Annotated in this window: 10 protein-coding genes; 7 read left to right on the forward strand and 3 right to left on the reverse strand. The window is 62.3% G+C overall.

All coding sequences use genetic code 11. The features are described 5' to 3' along the window. Positions 1–125 precede the first annotated feature (125 nt). The 5 genes from rplK (at position 126) to JOF46_RS09500 (ending at position 4,877) form a co-directional block, all read left to right on the forward strand. On the forward strand, positions 126–557 hold the full coding sequence (rplK, locus tag JOF46_RS09480; protein WP_071212921.1) for a 50S ribosomal protein L11: 432 nt from the start codon (positions 126–128) through the stop codon (positions 555–557). 158 nt (positions 558–715) lie between these two features. After that, positions 716–1,426, forward strand: coding sequence for a 50S ribosomal protein L1 (gene rplA, locus JOF46_RS09485; protein ID WP_209907092.1), 711 nt, complete (start codon positions 716–718; stop codon positions 1,424–1,426). A gap of 1,058 nt (positions 1,427–2,484) precedes the next feature. Then, complete coding sequence (rplJ, locus tag JOF46_RS09490) at positions 2,485–3,039, forward strand: 50S ribosomal protein L10 (RefSeq protein WP_007271013.1); 555 nt, start codon at positions 2,485–2,487, stop codon at positions 3,037–3,039. A 68-nt stretch (positions 3,040–3,107) separates the two neighbouring features. Next, positions 3,108–3,479 (forward strand): 50S ribosomal protein L7/L12, encoded by a 372-nt coding sequence (gene rplL, locus JOF46_RS09495; RefSeq protein ID WP_071212923.1) that lies wholly within the window; start codon positions 3,108–3,110, stop codon positions 3,477–3,479. 204 nt (positions 3,480–3,683) lie between these two features. Further along, complete coding sequence (locus tag JOF46_RS09500; protein ID WP_209907093.1) at positions 3,684–4,877, forward strand: acyltransferase family protein; 1,194 nt, start codon at positions 3,684–3,686, stop codon at positions 4,875–4,877. Here JOF46_RS09500 and JOF46_RS09505 read toward each other — a convergent pair. Beyond that, on the reverse strand, positions 4,840–5,307 hold the full coding sequence (locus JOF46_RS09505) for an aminoacyl-tRNA deacylase (protein ID WP_425355045.1): 468 nt from the start codon (positions 5,305–5,307) through the stop codon (positions 4,840–4,842). The two genes, JOF46_RS09500 and JOF46_RS09505, sit on opposite strands and share 38 nt — an antisense overlap. A 41-nt stretch (positions 5,308–5,348) precedes the next feature. Then, a complete protein-coding gene (locus tag JOF46_RS09510) occupies positions 5,349–6,542 on the reverse strand; it encodes an acetyl-CoA C-acetyltransferase (RefSeq protein ID WP_209907095.1) in 1,194 nt (397 codons plus the stop codon). Positions 6,543–6,851: 309 nt separating this feature from the next. On the opposite strand from JOF46_RS09510, the gene rpoB reads away from it, so the two are divergent. Next, positions 6,852–10,358, forward strand: coding sequence for a DNA-directed RNA polymerase subunit beta (gene rpoB / locus JOF46_RS09515; protein WP_209907096.1), 3,507 nt, complete (start codon positions 6,852–6,854; stop codon positions 10,356–10,358). Between the two features lie 198 nt (positions 10,359–10,556). After that, the gene (locus JOF46_RS09520; protein ID WP_209907097.1) at positions 10,557–14,450 is read left to right on the forward strand and encodes a DNA-directed RNA polymerase subunit beta'; all 3,894 of its coding nucleotides are present in this window, start codon (positions 10,557–10,559) and stop codon (positions 14,448–14,450) included. Positions 14,451–14,968: 518 nt separating this feature from the next. Here the strand turns inward: JOF46_RS09520 and JOF46_RS22710 are convergent. Then, positions 14,969–16,651, reverse strand: coding sequence for an HNH endonuclease signature motif containing protein (locus JOF46_RS22710; RefSeq protein ID WP_209907098.1), 1,683 nt, complete (start codon positions 16,649–16,651; stop codon positions 14,969–14,971). Between the last annotated feature and the right edge of the window lie 173 nt (positions 16,652–16,824).

The following is a 16,824-nucleotide window of genomic DNA, read 5'->3' on the forward strand; positions in this document are numbered from 1 at the left end:
GACTTCGTGCCTTCCCGGTTTGCTTTACCGGGAAATCGGCACGACTCGGCCGCCGCGCCACGGCGGTCAACCCCCCGAGGCACGCTCCTGTGCAGCGGGGCAACGCAAAAGAAGAAGGACCCGACATGGCCCCCAAGAAAAAGGTCACCGGACTCATCAAGCTGCAGATCCAGGCAGGCGCCGCCAACCCGGCACCTCCGATCGGCCCGGCGCTTGGTCAGCACGGCGTCAACATCATGGAATTCTGCAAGGCGTACAACGCCGCCACCGAGTCGCAGCGCGGCAACGTGGTTCCGGTTGAAATTACTGTCTACGAAGACCGTTCCTTCACCTTCATCACGAAGACCCCGCCGGCCGCCGAGCTCATCAAGAAGGCTGCAGGCGTTGCCAAGGGTTCAGCTACCCCGCACACCGTCAAGGTTGCCAAGCTGACCCAGGCACAGGTTGAAGAGATCGCCACCACCAAGATGGAAGATCTCAACGCCAACGACATCAAGGCTGCTGCCTTGATCATCGCCGGCACCGCCCGCTCGATGGGCATCACCGTAGAAGGCTAATAACGCCCTTTACACCGCGCACCTGGCCAGCCAGGAACGCACACCCAAAACAACCAGACGATGCGGAACCAGCCGGACCTAACCGGTGCACCACATCGCAAGTGGCAGGGTCGCGCGCGACCCAAACATGACCACGACTGCATAAGGAGAAAAAGCAGATGGCAAAGCGCAGTAAAGCATTCGTAGCCGCCGCGGCGAAGATCGAAGAAGACAAGTTCTACGCTCCGGTCGAGGCAATTGCCCTGGCCAAGGAGATCGCCTTCTCGAAGGCCGATGAGACCGTTGAGGTTGCTTTCCGCTTGGGCGTTGACCCTCGCAAGGCAGACCAGATGGTTCGCGGCACCGTGATCCTTCCCCACGGCACCGGCAAGACCGCCCGCGTCCTCGTGTTCGCGAACGGCGACAAGGCAGAGGCTGCAATCGCAGCCGGCGCCGACTTCGTTGGCTCGGACGACCTGATCGCCAAGATCGCCGGCGGCTGGACCGACTTCGACGCAGCAGTTGCAACCCCTGACCTCATGGGCAAGGTTGGCCGCTTGGGCAAGGTACTGGGTCCCCGTAACCTGATGCCGAACCCGAAGACCGGCACCGTCACCATGGACGTCGCCAAGGCTGTCAACGACATCAAGGGTGGCAAGATCGACTTCCGCGTCGACAAGCACTCGAACCTGCACTTCATCATCGGCAAGGTATCCTTCGATGCGCTGAAGCTTGCAGAGAACTACGCAGCAGCACTGGACGAGGTGCTTCGCCTGAAGCCTTCCTCTTCCAAGGGCCGCTACATCACCAAGGCCACCTTGACCACCACGTTCGGCCCGGGCATTGCGGTTGACTCCAACGTCACCCGTGTTCTGCCTGACGCTTCCTAATTACGCGTCCAGGTCGCGGACCCGGTATCAGCCCCTCACGGGTGCTGGTACCGGGTCCGCCCGTTTAACGAGCATGACGACGTCTGCCGGACACCGGGAGCTTGCGCGGACACCGGACCGCCCCGGATCAACACGCCTGTGCAACGTCAAGGCATGAAGGCCGGATGGGTGACAGGCAACGTGGACCAACTCCGCCGAATGTCTCCGGCCGCGCCCGGGGTCGGCACAGGGACTTGGTTCCGGTTGTGGGCGGGGGCGGGCCGGGCAGGCGGGAACCCGGTGCCGTACCGGGGGACTGCCAACGATGGCGTGCTCGGGCCCTTGCCCTGGCGGCTGGCCGGCGAGTCACGGGAGGGCCGGCCACGCTTGGGTCATTGCTGCTCAAGATGATGTCGGCCACGGGTGTTTTCCGACGTTTTTTCTCCCGGTAAACCCCGGCAATCCACGGTTTCTCGGTCGGACGAGGGACTGCTGGCCGCCGTCAGAATTGCCTTTCGCCTGATCAGCGGGACTTCGGGAAAAATTTTGGCCCAGTGAGTTGTTGGATGCCACATTCCTGATAAGGTTAAGTGGTCGCGATCTGATTGCGACCGGTGACTATGTCACCACGCGCTCCACGGCGGAGACCCCAAGCCCCGCCCTGAGCGTGATACCGCAGCAATGCGTTCCCCCAAGTTGCATTGCTGCACAGACGGGCCCCTCCCTTCCGCTATCCCCCAAGTTGCGGAACCCGAGGGGCCCGTCGCTTTTTCCCGCCAAACCGTATGCGGGCGCCGTCCCGGCGCTGTTGCAAAGAACACCCCGTACTCGATTTGGAGCCGGTGGTGTTCCGCTGTTAGGCTTGGAACTACCGAAGACCGTCGGTCGAGGATTGCTGTTTACGCGGTAAGACTCCGAAAGTCCCACAAAGGACGACCTGCGCAGGTGAACGAAGTGAATTTTCCGCAATACTATTGCGTTCTTTCCGCCCCGTGCATCTGCATGGGGCGTTTTTTATGTCAGTACTCCTGACCGGGCCAGATTGACAGGTTTCAGATCTATACCCCGGAAGGAGTGTTATGGCAACGCCGACTAAGGTTTCCGCAGTTGAGGAAATCACCGCCGACTTCAAGGAGTCGACCGCCGCTGTCCTGACCGAATACCGTGGGCTTACTGTTGCGCAGCTCAAGCAGCTTCGCCGCTCACTTGGTCAGGAGACCAAGTACGCGGTAGTGAAGAACACCTTGACTGGTATCGCAGCAAAGGAAGCCGGCATCGAAGCATTCGAAGGCCAGCTTGCTGGCCCGACTGCAATCGCCTTCATCAAGGGTGATGCAATCGCTGCCGCTAAGAGCCTCACGGATTTTGCGAAGGACAACAAGCAGCTCATCATCAAGACCGGTTTCTTCGAGGGCAAGGCCCTTGACGCAGCCGGAGTTGCCGCACTGGCAGCCCTTGAATCGCGTGAGTTCCAGCTGGCACGTGTTGCCGGTGTGCTGCAGGCTCCGGCTTCCGCCGCAGTCCGCACCATCGAAGCACTGCGTGCAAAGCTCGAAGAAGCAAACGGTGGCGCTGCTGAAGCACCTGCCGAGGCCGAGGCACCTGCTGCCGAAGCCGCCACCGAAGAAGCCTAAGCTTTCTTCAACCCCTCACTCAAGTAACTTGCGGCACATAAGTGCCGCCGACGGAAAGGCTGCCCACCATGGCTAAGCTGTCCACCGAAGAGCTTTTGGAAGCCTTCAAGGAAATGACCATCATCGAGCTCTCCGAGTTCGTAAAGACCTTCGAGGAGACCTTCGAGGTCTCCGCAGCTGCTGTTGCAGTTGCCGGCCCGGCCGCTGGTGCCGCTGAAGCCGAAGAGCAGACCGAATTCGACGTTATCCTCGAATCGGCCGGCGAAAAGAAGATCGCAGTCATCAAGGAAGTTCGTGCCCTGACTTCGTTGGGTCTGAAGGAAGCCAAGGATATGGTTGACGCCGCTCCGAAGGCCATCCTCGAAGCTGCCACCAAGGAAGCTGCAGAGAAGGCAAAGGAGGCCCTGGAGGCCGCCGGCGCAACGGTTACTGTCAAGTAACTCTTTGCTTCATTGCCTCTGGCCCGCAAACCTCTTGGGTTTGCGGGCCAGAGGTCTTTAACCCCCCGAACTTCCGGAGAAAGAGCTCATGACTTGCTGTGACATGCATCTCTTGTTGAACTTTGGGGTACCGCAACTAATGTTCTTTGATACCGTAGATAACGGATCTATAACGAACTAAGTCAAGCGCAGGGGGAAGCAGCAATGTCGCACAACGTCACGGCAACCGTCACCCCCCCGGCCGCCGCAACCCAGACCAAGCCTGCCCATAGAGCTGAAACCCCTCCGAAGCGGGCCCCACGCCTTGCCCTCCTCGACGGACTGCGATTCGCCGCAGCCGTACTGGTGGTGCTCTTTCACTACACCGCGTGGCACCACGGTTTCTGGGGAACCGATGAAGCCAGGGACGCCTGGCCGCTACTCTCCAAGTTCACCGCATACGGCAACATGGGTGTGCAGCTCTTCTTCATCATCAGCGGATTCGTCATCCTGCTCTCCGCCTACGGAAAAGGTGCCGGACGCTTCATCGGTTCACGGATCGGCCGGCTGTATCCCGCCTACTGGTTCGCCGTGTTGGCCACTGGAACACTAGTGATTTACGTGTGGCCGCAGATGGGTGCCGGACTGGGCATCAAGGAGCTGCTGGCCAACCTCACGATGTTCCACCCGGCCATGGGCCTGCGACACATCGACGGGGTCTACTGGACCTTGTGGGTCGAAATGCGGTTCTACCTGCTTATTCTTGCGCTGATCATGTTGCGTCTGCTGACCATTCGGACAATGACCATCTTGGCCGCCGTCTGGCCCGTGACTGGCCTGGCATTGCACATCGCGAACCGCGAGGCCGCGGCACAGTTCCTCATGAGTGAATATGCGCCGCTCTTTTGCGGCGGCATCATGCTCTTCCTCATCTACCGCTTTGGGCACAGCCCGATGCGATGGTCCCTGCTGGCGCTCAATGCCATCATCGCCGCGTTCTTCACGGGTGTGAAGGGACCCGCCGAGGCACTGGAACTGGTCGGCTATGTCATCCCGGCTTGGCACTATTGGCTGATCATTGCCGGGCTTTTTGCCGCCGTGATCCTGCTGTCGCTCACGCCCCTGCGCAACGTGCAATGGAAATTCCTGGCCACGTTGGGTGCGCTGACTTATCCGGTCTATCTCTTGCACCAGGTGTGGGGCTGGTGGCTGATCGAGCACCTTAACCCGGTGCTGGGTCAATATCTGACGCTGTTCCTGGTCGTTGGCATTGTGTTTGGTGCCGCATACCTCGTCCAGAGATTCATTGAACGCCCGCTGGCCAAACCACTGGCCGCCGCGACCACCAGGTCCCTGGACTACCTGGGCGGCCGGCTCGGGCTCACGAAGAAGATTGAGGCGGCGGCTCGGGATCGCTGATGTCGGCCACCGTGGCATCAAGTGCCCCGATCAGGTCCGTCGAATCCACGAACGCCGAATGCCCATGGGCGCCGGCACCGATGCAGATGCGCCCCGGTTCGATGCCGAAATCAGCGTAGACCGGCCACGGTGTGCGCGAGCCCAGCGGGGTGATGGTGCCGCGCTCGTATCCCGTCGCAGCGAAGGCCACGTCGGAGTGCGGCAAGGACAACTTGTTCACGCCAAGCAGGGAACGCAACTTGGGCCAGGAAATGACCCTGTCGCCCGGAACCAGGGCAAAGAAGAACGACCCGTCCTTGTGCTTGACCACCAGCGACTTGATGATCTCGCGCGGCTGGATTCCCAGGAGGCCGGCAGCCTCGGCCAGGCTGCCGGCCGGTGGGCGGGAAACGACTTCGACATCAAGTCCACGTGCCGATGCGTCATTCATCATCCGTTCCACACCTGCCGGCAGCTGATCCGACATCTTGCCTAGGCCTCCCGGCTCAGCAGCAGGGCATCGCCCTGGCCGCCGCCGCCGCACAGACTGACGGCGGTCTTGCCGGACCCGCGGCGCTTGAGTTCAAGTGCCGCGGTCAGGGCCAAGCGGGCGCCGGAAGCGCCGATCGGGTGGCCGAGCGCAATCGCACCGCCGTGGATGTTGGTCTTTTCCAGCGGGTAGTCCAGGTCCTTCAGCGACTGGCAGGCCACAGCGCCGAAGGCCTCGTTGATCTCAATGAAATCAAGATCCGAGGTGGTCCAGCCCTGGGTCTTCAGCGCGGCGGCAATCGAGTGCGACGGCTGGGAATGCAGTGAGTTGTCGGGGCCGGCGACCTGGCCGGCCGCCCCGATGGTCGCCAGGACCTCCAGGTTGTGCGAATCGGCGTATGCGCGCGAGGTGACGATGACCGCTGCGGCCCCGTCCGACAGGGGAGAGGAGTTGCCGGCGGTAATGCTGCCGTCCTTGGCGAAGGCCGGGCGCAACCCGGCCAAGGTTTCGACGGTCGTGTTCGACCGGATGCCCTCATCGGTGTCGACTACCAAGGCATCGCCCTTGCGCTGCGGGATGCTGACCGGCACGATCTCCTCGGCAAAGACGCCCGATTCGACGGCGGCTGCGGCACGCTGGTGCGATGCCGCGGCAACCTCGTCCTGCTGGAGTCGCGTCAGGCCCAGTTCGGTGTTCTTGGTTTCGGTGCTCACACCCATCGAGTTCCCGTCGAAGGCGTCGGTCAGCCCGTCGTTGGCGACAGAGTCGATTGCGGTGATGTTCCCGTAGGTCCAGCCCTTGCGTGAACCCGGCAGCAGGTGCGGGGTCTGCGACATGGATTCCTGGCCGCCGGCAACCACAACGTCGGCATCGCCCACGCGGATCAGCCGCGCCGCATCGGTGACGGCTGCGAGTCCGGAGAGGCAGACCTTGTTCAGCGTGGTGGCATTGACGTCCCAGCCGATCCCGGCCGCGATCGAGCTCTGGCGGGCAGGGTTCTGGCCGCAGCCGGCCTGGACCACATGCCCCATGATGACAGCCTGCACGTCTCCGACCGCGACGCCCGAGCGTTCCAGTGCCCCGCGGATGGCGGCGGCACCTAGGTCAACGGCACTGAGGGTGGAGAGCTGGCCATTGAGGCGGCCGAAGGGGGTGCGCGCTCCGGCGACTATGACTGCGTCTCGTGGTGAGGACATGATTGCTGATCTCGCTTTCGGGGGTTGCGGTGAAACAACTGCTACCTCTACGCTAGCGCGCTGTGGCTTGGACCACAGGACTTCTACCCAACAGTGATGGAAATCTCATCGAAATCGGCTGCTGGGGTGCCGGGTTGCACGCAAGCCGATGGACATGGTAAGTCGCATGGTGTAGCGTGGAGATTTGCGTCTTCTCTTTTCATCTCCGGCCTTCATATAGCGGTGGGCCTGCTCAGCGGTGCTGTAAACAGTGAAACTGTTCACAGAGAGACGACGCCGGAAACCTGACGGTCTGTGGAAGGATCCATCTTGGTCGCCTCGAGCACCTCTAACAACCAAACCGCTAGTTCGGCCCGCAGCGCGGAATATGCTGGCCGACTTTCTTTTGCAAAGATTCACGAACCACTTGACGTCCCGAACCTCTTGGCACTTCAGACCGAGAGCTTCGACTGGCTCATCGGCAACGAGCGCTGGAAGAACCGTCTGGCATACGCCCAGACCATTGGTGACACCAGTGTAGCCAACGTCTCTGGCCTGGCCGAGATCTTCGAAGAGATCTCCCCGATTGAAGACTTCCAGGAGACCATGTCCCTGAGCTTCTCGGAGCCGGAGTTCGCTGATCCCAAGTACACGATGGCCGAGTGCAAGGACCGCGACGCAACATACGCGGCTCCGCTGTACGTCAAGGCCGAGTTCATGAACAACAACACGGGCGAAATCAAGCAGCAGACCGTGTTCATGGGCGACTTCCCGCTGATGACCGACAAGGGCACCTTCATCATCAACGGCACCGAGCGTGTCGTGGTGTCCCAGCTCGTGCGTTCCCCGGGAGCCTACTTCGAGCGCACCCCCGACAAGACCAGTGACAAGGACATCTTCACCGCGAAGATCATCCCGTCGCGTGGTGCTTGGTTCGAACTCGAAATCGACAAGCGCGATCAGGTCGGCGTACGCCTCGACCGCAAGCGCAAGCAGTCGGTCACCGTCCTGCTCAAGGCCCTTGGCTGGACCGAAGGTCGCATCCTCGAGGAATTCGGTCAGTACGACTCGATCCGCGCCACCCTGGAGAAGGACACCACCGATACCCAGGAAGAAGCACTCCTGGATATCTACCGCAAGCTTCGCCCGGGCGAGCCGCCGACGGTCGATGCCGCACAGGCGTTGCTGAAGAACCTCTACTTCGAGGCGAAGCGCTACGACCTGGCCAAGGTTGGCCGTTACAAGATCAACCGCAAGCTCGGTGTCGACACTCCGCTAAACTCCCCGGACGCATCGGTACTGAACATCGACGACATCGTCGCAATGATCAAGTTCCTTGTTGCCCTGCACGCAGGCGAGAAGACCACCCCGGGCATCCGCGATGGCAAGCCTGTCGACCTCACCGTCAGCATCGATGACATCGACCACTTCGGCAACCGTCGCATCCGCGCCGTGGGCGAATTGATCGAGAACCAGGTCCGCACGGGTCTTTCCCGCATGGAGCGCGTGGTTCGCGAACGCATGACCACCCAGGACGTCGAGGCGATCACCCCGCAGACGCTGATCAACATCCGCCCGGTTGTTGCAGCGATCAAGGAGTTCTTCGGAACCTCCCAGCTCTCGCAGTTCATGGACCAGAACAACCCGCTGGCCGGTCTGACGCACAAGCGTCGTCTCTCCGCGCTGGGCCCGGGCGGTCTGTCCCGTGACCGTGCAGGCATGGAAGTTCGAGACGTCCACCCGTCCCACTACGGACGTATGTGCCCGATTGAAACCCCTGAAGGCCCGAACATTGGTCTGATCGGCTCGTTGGCTACCTACGGACGCATCAACGCCTTCGGCTTCATCGAAACCCCGTACCGCCAGGTCGTCAACGGCCAGGTCACCGGCCAGATCGATTACCTGACCGCGGACGACGAGCTGGACCACTTCATCGCACAGGCCAACGCGCCGCTGAGCGAGGATGGCCACTTCATCGAAGATGGCGTCCTGGTTCGTGAAAAGGGCGGTGGCGGCGAGCCCGTCATCGTTGAGCCGCACGAGATCGCATACATGGACGTTTCCCCGCGCCAGATGGTGTCCGTGGCAACCGCCCTGATTCCGTTCCTCGAGCACGACGATGCCAACCGCGCACTCATGGGTGCCAACATGCAGCGCCAGGCTGTGCCGCTGCTGGCTTCCGAGTCCCCGCTCGTGGGCACCGGCATGGAGAAGTTCGCAGCAGTGGATGCCGGCGACTCCGTCGTTGCCTCCACCGGCGGCGTGGTCTCCGAGGTCTCGGCCGACCTGGTCACCGTCATGAACGACGACGGCACCGAGACGGCCTACCCGATCATGAAGTTTGCACGCTCCAACCAGGGCAACGCATACAACCAGCGCGTGATGGTTTCCGAGGGCGACCGGGTTGACTACAACTCGATCATCGCCGACGGCCCGTCCACCGACAAGGGCGAGCTCGCCCTGGGCAAGAACCTCCTCGTGGCGTTCATGTCCTGGGAAGGCCACAACTTCGAGGATGCGATCATCCTTTCGCAGCGCATGGTCTCCGACGACGTGCTGACCTCGATCCACATCGAAGAGCACGAAGTCGATGCCCGTGACACCAAGCTCGGTGCCGAGGAGATCACCCGGGACATCCCGAACGTCTCCGAGGAAATCCTGGCGCAGCTCGACGAGCGCGGCATCATCCACATCGGTGCCGAGGTCGAAGCCGGCGACATCCTCGTTGGCCGTGTCACGCCCAAGGGCGAGACCGAGCTGACCCCGGAAGAGCGCCTGTTGCGCGCCATCTTCGGCGAGAAGTCCCGCGAAGTGCGCGACACCTCCCTGAAGGTGCCGCACGGCGAGTCCGGCGTGGTCATCGGTGTTCGCATCTTCGATCGCGACAACGACGACGACCTGCCCCCGGGCGTCAACCAGCTGGTCCGCGTTTACGTGGCCCAGAAGCGCAAGATCACCAACGGTGACAAGCTCGCCGGCCGCCACGGCAACAAGGGCGTCATCTCCAAGATCCTGCCGATCGAGGACATGCCGTTCCTGGAAGACGGAACCGCCGTCGACATCGTCCTGAACCCGTTGGGTGTTCCGGGTCGAATGAACGTCGGACAGGTCCTGGAAATCCACCTGGCCTGGGCCGCGAAGCAGGGCTGGAAGATCGAGGGCGAGCCCGAGTGGGTCAAGAACCTGCCGGCCCTCCCGCGTGAAATGGGATCCACCAAGGTTGCCAGCCCCGTCTTCGACGGTGCGTCGGAGGACGAAATCCGCGGGCTGCTCGACCACACTGCGGTGACCCGCGACGGCGTGCGCCTGATCGGCAACTCCGGCAAGACCCGTCTGTTTGACGGCCGCTCCGGCGAGCCGTTCCCGGATCCGGTCTCCGTGGGCTACATGTACATCCTGAAGCTCCACCACCTGGTGGACGACAAGATCCACGCCCGCTCCACCGGCCCGTACTCCATGATCACCCAGCAGCCGCTGGGTGGTAAGGCACAGTTCGGTGGCCAGCGCTTTGGTGAGATGGAAGTGTGGGCCCTGGAGGCCTACGGTGCCGCATACACCTTGCAGGAACTGCTCACGATCAAGTCCGATGACATCCACGGTCGCGTGAAGGTCTACGAGGCGATCGTCAAGGGCGAGAACATCCCGGAGCCTGGCGTTCCGGAATCGTTCAAGGTCCTGATCAAGGAAATGCAGTCGTTGTGCTTGAACGTCGAGGTCCTTGGAACCGACGGCCAAACCATCGAAATGCGAGACTCGGATGAAGAAGTCTTCCGGGCCGCGGAAGAACTCGGCATCGACCTTTCCCGGTCGGAACCGAACTCCGTCGAAGAAGTTTAGTTCGCGCCAAGTGAGCCTTTGTTCCCGGGTACAGCGGAGGGGCACGCAGCAATGCGTCCCCCCGCTCGCCCGGGAACAGCGGACCAGCTTGCAAGGACTGAAACTCTTTCAGACCCACGGTGAGCGCCCAGCCAACAGGTTGGGCGAACACCTCACCACATTAGACTTCAGAGAACTTAGAAGAGAGATAAGGACCATATGTCCAGCGAATCCTCATTCGGCCTCATGCGCATCGGCCTGGCAACTGCGGAAGAGATCCGCGGGTGGAGCTACGGCGAGGTAAAGAAGCCCGAAACCATCAACTACCGCACCCTCAAGCCGGAAAAGGACGGTCTTTTCTGCGAAAAGATCTTCGGTCCCACCCGTGACTGGGAGTGCAACTGCGGCAAGTACAAGCGCGTGCGTTTCAAGGGCATCATTTGCGAACGCTGTGGCGTAGAAGTCACCCGCGCCAAGGTCCGCCGCGAACGCATGGGCCACATCGAGCTCGCCGCTCCGGTGACCCACATCTGGTACTTCAAGGGCGTTCCCTCGCGCTTGGGCTACCTGCTTGACCTGGCCCCGAAGGATCTTGAGAAGATCATTTACTTCGCGGCCTACATGGTCACCGCCGTTGATGAAGAGCGCCGCCACGCCGAGCTGCCGAACCTCCAGGCCCAGCATGACCTGGAACGCAAGCAGCTGGTTGACACCCGCGACTCCGACATCGCCTCCATCGCCCGCGAACTCGAGGACCAGCTTGCTGCCCTCGAAGCCGACGGCGCCAAGGCAGCGGAAAAGAAGAAGACCCGCGACCTCGCGGACAAGACCATGGCCCAGGTGCGCAAGCGCGCCGACGCCGACATCGAGCGTCTTGACCAGGTCTGGGACCGCTTCAAGAACCTGAAGGTCGCTGACCTCGAGGGTGACGAAGGCCTGTTCCGTTCGCTGCGCGAACGCTACGGACTGTACTTCGAAGGCTCCATGGGTGCCGAAGCCATCAAGAAGCGCCTCGAGTCCTTCGACATGGAAGCGGAAGCCGAGATCCTTCGGGAAATCATCGAGACCGGCAAGGGCCAGCGCAAGACCCGTGCCCTGAAGCGCCTCAAGGTCGTCAACGCGTTCCTGACCACCACCAACTCCCCGTTGGGCATGGTCCTGGACGCCGTTCCGGTGATCCCGCCGGAGCTTCGCCCGATGGTGCAGCTGGACGGTGGCCGCTTCGCGACCTCCGACCTCAACGACCTGTACCGCCGCGTGATCAACCGCAACAACCGCCTCAAGCGCTTGTTGGACCTCGGCGCGCCGGAAATCATCGTGAACAACGAAAAGCGCATGCTGCAGGAAGCTGTGGACTCGCTCTTCGACAACGGCCGTCGTGGCCGTCCGGTGACCGGTCCGGGTAACCGTCCGCTGAAGTCCCTGAGCGACATGCTCAAGGGCAAGCAGGGACGATTCCGCCAGAACCTCCTCGGCAAGCGCGTCGACTACTCGGGCCGTTCGGTCATCGTGGTCGGCCCGCAGCTGAAGCTGCACCAGTGTGGCCTGCCCAAGCAGATGGCCCTGGAGCTCTTCAAGCCGTTCGTGATGAAGCGCCTGGTTGACCTCAACCACGCACAGAACATCAAGAGCGCCAAGCGCATGGTCGAGCGTTACCGTCCGCAGGTCTGGGACGTTCTCGAAGAGATCATCACCGAGCACCCGGTGCTGCTGAACCGTGCACCCACCCTGCACCGTTTGGGCATCCAGGCGTTCGAGCCGCAGCTGGTTGAAGGCAAGGCCCTTCAGCTCCACCCGCTGGTTTGTGCTGCCTTCAACGCCGACTTCGACGGTGACCAGATGGCAGTTCACCTGCCGCTGAGCCCCGAGGCCCAGGCCGAGGCACGCATCTTGATGCTGTCCTCGAACAACATCCTGAAGCCGTCCGATGGCCGCCCGGTTGCACTTCCTTCGCAGGATATGATCATCGGTCTGCACCACTTGACCACCAAGCGCCTGGACGAGAAGGGCGCCGGTCGTGCGTTCTCCTCGGCCGCCGAGGCGATCATGGCGATGGACCGCGGCGAGCTGCACCTGAACGCACCGGCCAAGATCCGCGTTTCGGGCTTCGTCCCGTCCGCTGACCAGCCGGCTCCGGATGGTTGGGTCGAGGGCACCGAGGCGCTCATCGATACCTCCCTCGGACAGGTCCTGTTCAACGAGACCCTGCCTGCGGATTACCCGTGGGTTGAGCGTGTCGCTGGCAAGGATGCCCTCTCGGACATCGTCAACGACCTGGCCGAGCGGTACCCGAAGGTTGTTACCGCGGCAACGCTGGACAACCTGAAGGATGCAGGCTTCAAGTGGGCCACCCGCTCGGGCATCACCGTTGCCATCTCCGACATCACCTCGAACATGGACAAGGCCACCATCCTTGCCCCGTACGAGGAGAAGGCGCGTCGCGTCCAGTCGCAGTACGACAAGGGCCTGATTGCCGACTCGGAGCGCCGCCAGGACCTGATCGACATCTGGACCAAGGCGACCGACGAGGTTGCCGCGGCCATGCAGGCCGGCATGGAAGAGCTGAACACCATCAACCGCATGGTGACCTCCAAGGCTCGTGGTAACTGGCTGCAGCTGCGCCAGATTGCCGGTATCCGTGGCCTGGTGTCCAACCCCAAGGGTGAGATCATCCCGCGTCCGATCAAGTCTTCATACCGTGAAGGCCTGTCGGTTCTCGAGTACTTCATCGCGACCCACGGTGCCCGTAAGGGCCTGGCGGATACCGCGCTGAAGACCGCCAACTCGGGTTACCTGACCCGTCGACTGGTGGACGTCTCGCAGGATGTCATCGTGCGCGAGCAGGATTGCGGCACCAGCCGTGGCCTGAACGTGCCGATCGCCTACACCGACGAGATCGGTACCGTGCGCATGCACGAAACCGTTGAGAACTCGGCCTACACCCGTACCTTGGCCACCGACGTCGTAGACGCCGACGGCAAGGTGCTGGCAGCAGGCGGCTCGGACGTGGGCGACGTGCTCATCGACGAACTGTTCGCAGCCGGTGTCACCGACATCAAGGTCCGCTCCGTGCTGACCTGTGAGTCGGCAGTCGGAACTTGTGCACTGTGCTACGGTCGCTCGCTTGCAAGCGGCAAGACCGTTGACATCGGTGAGGCTGTTGGCATTATTGCCGCTCAGTCCATTGGTGAGCCCGGTACCCAGCTGACCATGCGTACCTTCCACACCGGTGGCGCTGCCTCCGCGGAAGATATCACCCAGGGTCTGCCGCGTATCCAGGAGCTCTTCGAGGCACGTACCCCCAAGGGTGTTGCCCCGATCTCCGAGGTTGCCGGTCGCGTGACCATCGAGGATTCCGAGAAGCAGCTTCGCATCGTGATCACCCCGGACAACGGCGACGAAGAAATCGCCTACCCGGTGCTGCGTCGTGCACGTCTGTTGGTTATCGAGGGCGAATCCGTCACCGTTGGCCAGCAGCTGGTTGCCGGTGCGATCGATCCGAAGCAGGTCCTGCGAGTTCTTGGCCCGCGTGAGGCACAAAAGTTCCTCGTACGCGAAGTCCAGGAGGTCTACCAGTCCCAGGGCGTTGGCATCCACGACAAGCACGTGGAAGTCATCGTTCGCCAGATGCTTCGCCGCATCACCGTCATCGAGTCGGGCGAAACCGACTTGCTGCCGGGCGAGCTTGCGGACAAGGCACGCTTCCAGTCGGAGAACCGCAAGGCCGTCTCCGAGGGCAAGCGTCCGGCATCCGGTCGCGACGAGCTGATGGGTATCACCAAGGCTTCCTTGGCCACCGATTCCTGGCTCTCGGCCGCGTCCTTCCAGGAGACCACTCGTGTCCTGACCCAGGCCGCAATGGAAGGCAAGTCCGATCCATTGCTCGGCCTGAAGGAAAACGTCATCATCGGTAAGCTCATCCCGGCCGGTACCGGCCTGGACCGCTACACCCAGGTGAACGTGGAACCGACCGAGGCAGCGAAGGCTTCGCTGTTCACCGGGCAGTCCGCCTTCTCCACCGGCATGGACTACGAAGGTCTGGAGCCGGGCCTGAGCCCGGAATTCCACGCCATCGCCATGGATGACTACGATCTCGGCAACGATTTCCGCTAAGGCGTAGTTCTTCTTCCCGGCATCGCCGGGAAGAAGAACACGTAACGAGGCCGGCCCGTGCCGCACTTCCCGCTCCTTGAAAGAGGAGCAGGGGAGTGCGGTGCGGGCCGGCCTTTTTCATGCCCAAGGGTGCCGGTCCCGTATCGGGGGACCTGGGCCCGGGGCCTGGCCGCAAGTGCTGGTGGCAGGTGTCCGGGCGGGTACACGACGGTGTCACGGTTCGCAGATGGTGTGGGAACAGTTGTAAATGCACCCAGGTTTCGACGGGTGGTCCCCTGATGCACACGATTGCGGGGCAGCACGTGCGGTCTCATTTCGCGGAATGATGCGGAATTTCGGACGCGCACGAGAGCGGCCATGGGCTTGTGCACCTAGGTGACAAGTTGCCTGGTGATGTCTTGGCAAGCGGAGGAATGGTGACAGGTGCCGAGCGCTTCTGCATGGGACCGAACGGCCTTGCCGCTTCCGCTTTGGAAGGCATGCAACGTGAACCTCGGAGGGGCCGGGCGGTGTGCCGGTCAGCCGATGGCCTTGGCTCTCGGGTGGAAGATCCAATTTCGGCGGAGCCGCTGTTCGGGATCACGGGCCTTGTTTTGCAAGACGTAGGGGATCGAATTCACCACCACGATCTTGAAGTGTCCGGCATGGAAGGAAGCATGGCATGCCGGGCAAAGAAGCGCGCCATTGGCCAGGTTGGTTTCGCCGCCGAGGTACCAGGGCTTGATGTGGTTCGCTTCGCAGCGGTGCCCTGCCATGCTGCACCCGGGATTGATGCAGCCCCTGTCTCGCAGCATCATGGCCCGTCTTTGTGCACGGTTGAAGAAGCGTTGGGTCCTGCCGAGATCCAAAGGTTGCGACTCCGTCCCCAGCACGGCGGGAATGACGTTGGCGGAACAGGCGAGTCTTCGCGCGTAGCCGGCCGAAACCAGGTGGTTGTGGCTGGTGATGCCCGGGTCGTTCAGCTTCCCGATCAGGGAATCCCAGGAAATCGTGACGATCAATTCCACATTGGGCCTCATGGGCAGATCCGGCGCGGCTTCCTGATCACCGTCGGCAACGAAGCGCGCGGAATCGAACAGGAACTGGAGCAAGCTCCTTGCCTTCAGCCGTTCCCGGGCCGCTGCCGGCGTTTCGCCGGGCTGGAGCTGCAACCCGGGCATCTGGTCTTCGGCGCTTCCCGGCAGTCCAACATCTGTAAACCCTGCTCGCGGACGCTGGTCTTCGGGCATATCGGGATCGACGGCCCACGGCGGGATCAGATGCGCAGCCGGGGAAAGGGGGCCGGTCGAAAGGCCCGGAAGCTCGGGTTGCCCACCGGCATATTCCCCTGGCTGTTGCCCATTGCTGTCTCCAGCGGGGGATGTGGCGTCACGTCCGAATGCGGACCGCGGATTGGAGAGTTGGTCCGATAGCTTCTGGAGCATCTCATGTCCCCGGAGGTCGGTGCAGAGCTCCCAGATGAATCCGCGTGACTGCTTGCCCTTGTAACGCAGCCCGACGTGGGCTTCCATCTCCGCCTCGCTGCGTTCCAGCGCGCAAGCGTCGAGTTCCGCGCAGAAGCGCTTGAAAAGCTGGGCGGTGCCGGCGGTGTTCCTGTCTGCCAATGATTCGGCGAGCTGCTGCTCAATGGCCGCGGCTGTTGCCACGGGATCCTGCTGGGCATCGATGCCTGGTTGCAGCGCGAGCATTCGCCGGGCGGCGAGTGCGACCTGGTGGGGGTCGGCCGAACCGTCATTGAACACGCTGGCCAGCTGCCCAAAGCGCGGCGGGACAACGGAGCCGTTGAACCCAGCATGGGGGAGCAGCAGGTCGTGAACGATGATCCGGTGCTTGGCCTGGGCAAAGGAAAGTTGCAGCTGGTCCTTGACCAGCTCGGTGGCGTCCTTGAACAGCATCTTGGTCCCGGGAGCGTTGCGCTGGTCATCGGGCAGCGAAGTGCTTCCTCCGATGAATGCAGCCAAGTCGCGATGCACTTCTTGAAGCCGGGCAAGGGGTTCTTCCCGCAGGGTGTGGGCCTCGGTTTCCTCGAGTTTCCCCGCTGCAACGATCTGGGCGCGGCCGGCGGTCCGGGCCAGGTCCTCGGTCAGCAGTGCCAGGAAGACGGCCCTGGCAGGCGACGAGGAGACGGCTTGTGCGAGGTCGTCATGGAGGATCTTCTGCATGGAGTTCAGGACGGCGAGCAGGCGCAACTTTTCGTCCACCGTGGCTGCGGATGGGTTTGCATCCGGGCCTTCAGTGGACGGAGCCAGGATTTGCTGGAGACCAGCCAATCCGGCAGTCGCGAGTGTTGCCGTCGTCGTCATGCCATCCACCATGGACCTTTGCCGGGTCGAAATGTTGGGTCTGGGCAAATATGTGGATAACTTTCGGTGGA

Source organism: Paeniglutamicibacter psychrophenolicus (assembly GCF_017876575.1).
GTDB lineage: Bacteria > Actinomycetota > Actinomycetes > Actinomycetales > Micrococcaceae > Paeniglutamicibacter > Paeniglutamicibacter psychrophenolicus.

Coding starts and splice junctions, on each gene's coding strand:
- JOF46_RS09505 (WP_425355045.1), bottom strand. CDS start 5,307: ATGAATGACGCATCGGCACGTGGACTTGATGTCGAAGTCGTTTCCCGC.
- JOF46_RS09520 (WP_209907097.1), top strand. CDS start 10,557: ATGTCCAGCGAATCCTCATTCGGCCTCATGCGCATCGGCCTGGCAACT.
- rplL (WP_071212923.1), top strand. CDS start 3,108: ATGGCTAAGCTGTCCACCGAAGAGCTTTTGGAAGCCTTCAAGGAAATG.
- rplJ (WP_007271013.1), top strand. CDS start 2,485: ATGGCAACGCCGACTAAGGTTTCCGCAGTTGAGGAAATCACCGCCGAC.
- JOF46_RS09500 (WP_209907093.1), top strand. CDS start 3,684: ATGTCGCACAACGTCACGGCAACCGTCACCCCCCCGGCCGCCGCAACC.
- rplA (WP_209907092.1), top strand. CDS start 716: ATGGCAAAGCGCAGTAAAGCATTCGTAGCCGCCGCGGCGAAGATCGAA.
- rplK (WP_071212921.1), top strand. CDS start 126: ATGGCCCCCAAGAAAAAGGTCACCGGACTCATCAAGCTGCAGATCCAG.
- JOF46_RS09510 (WP_209907095.1), bottom strand. CDS start 6,542: ATGTCCTCACCACGAGACGCAGTCATAGTCGCCGGAGCGCGCACCCCC.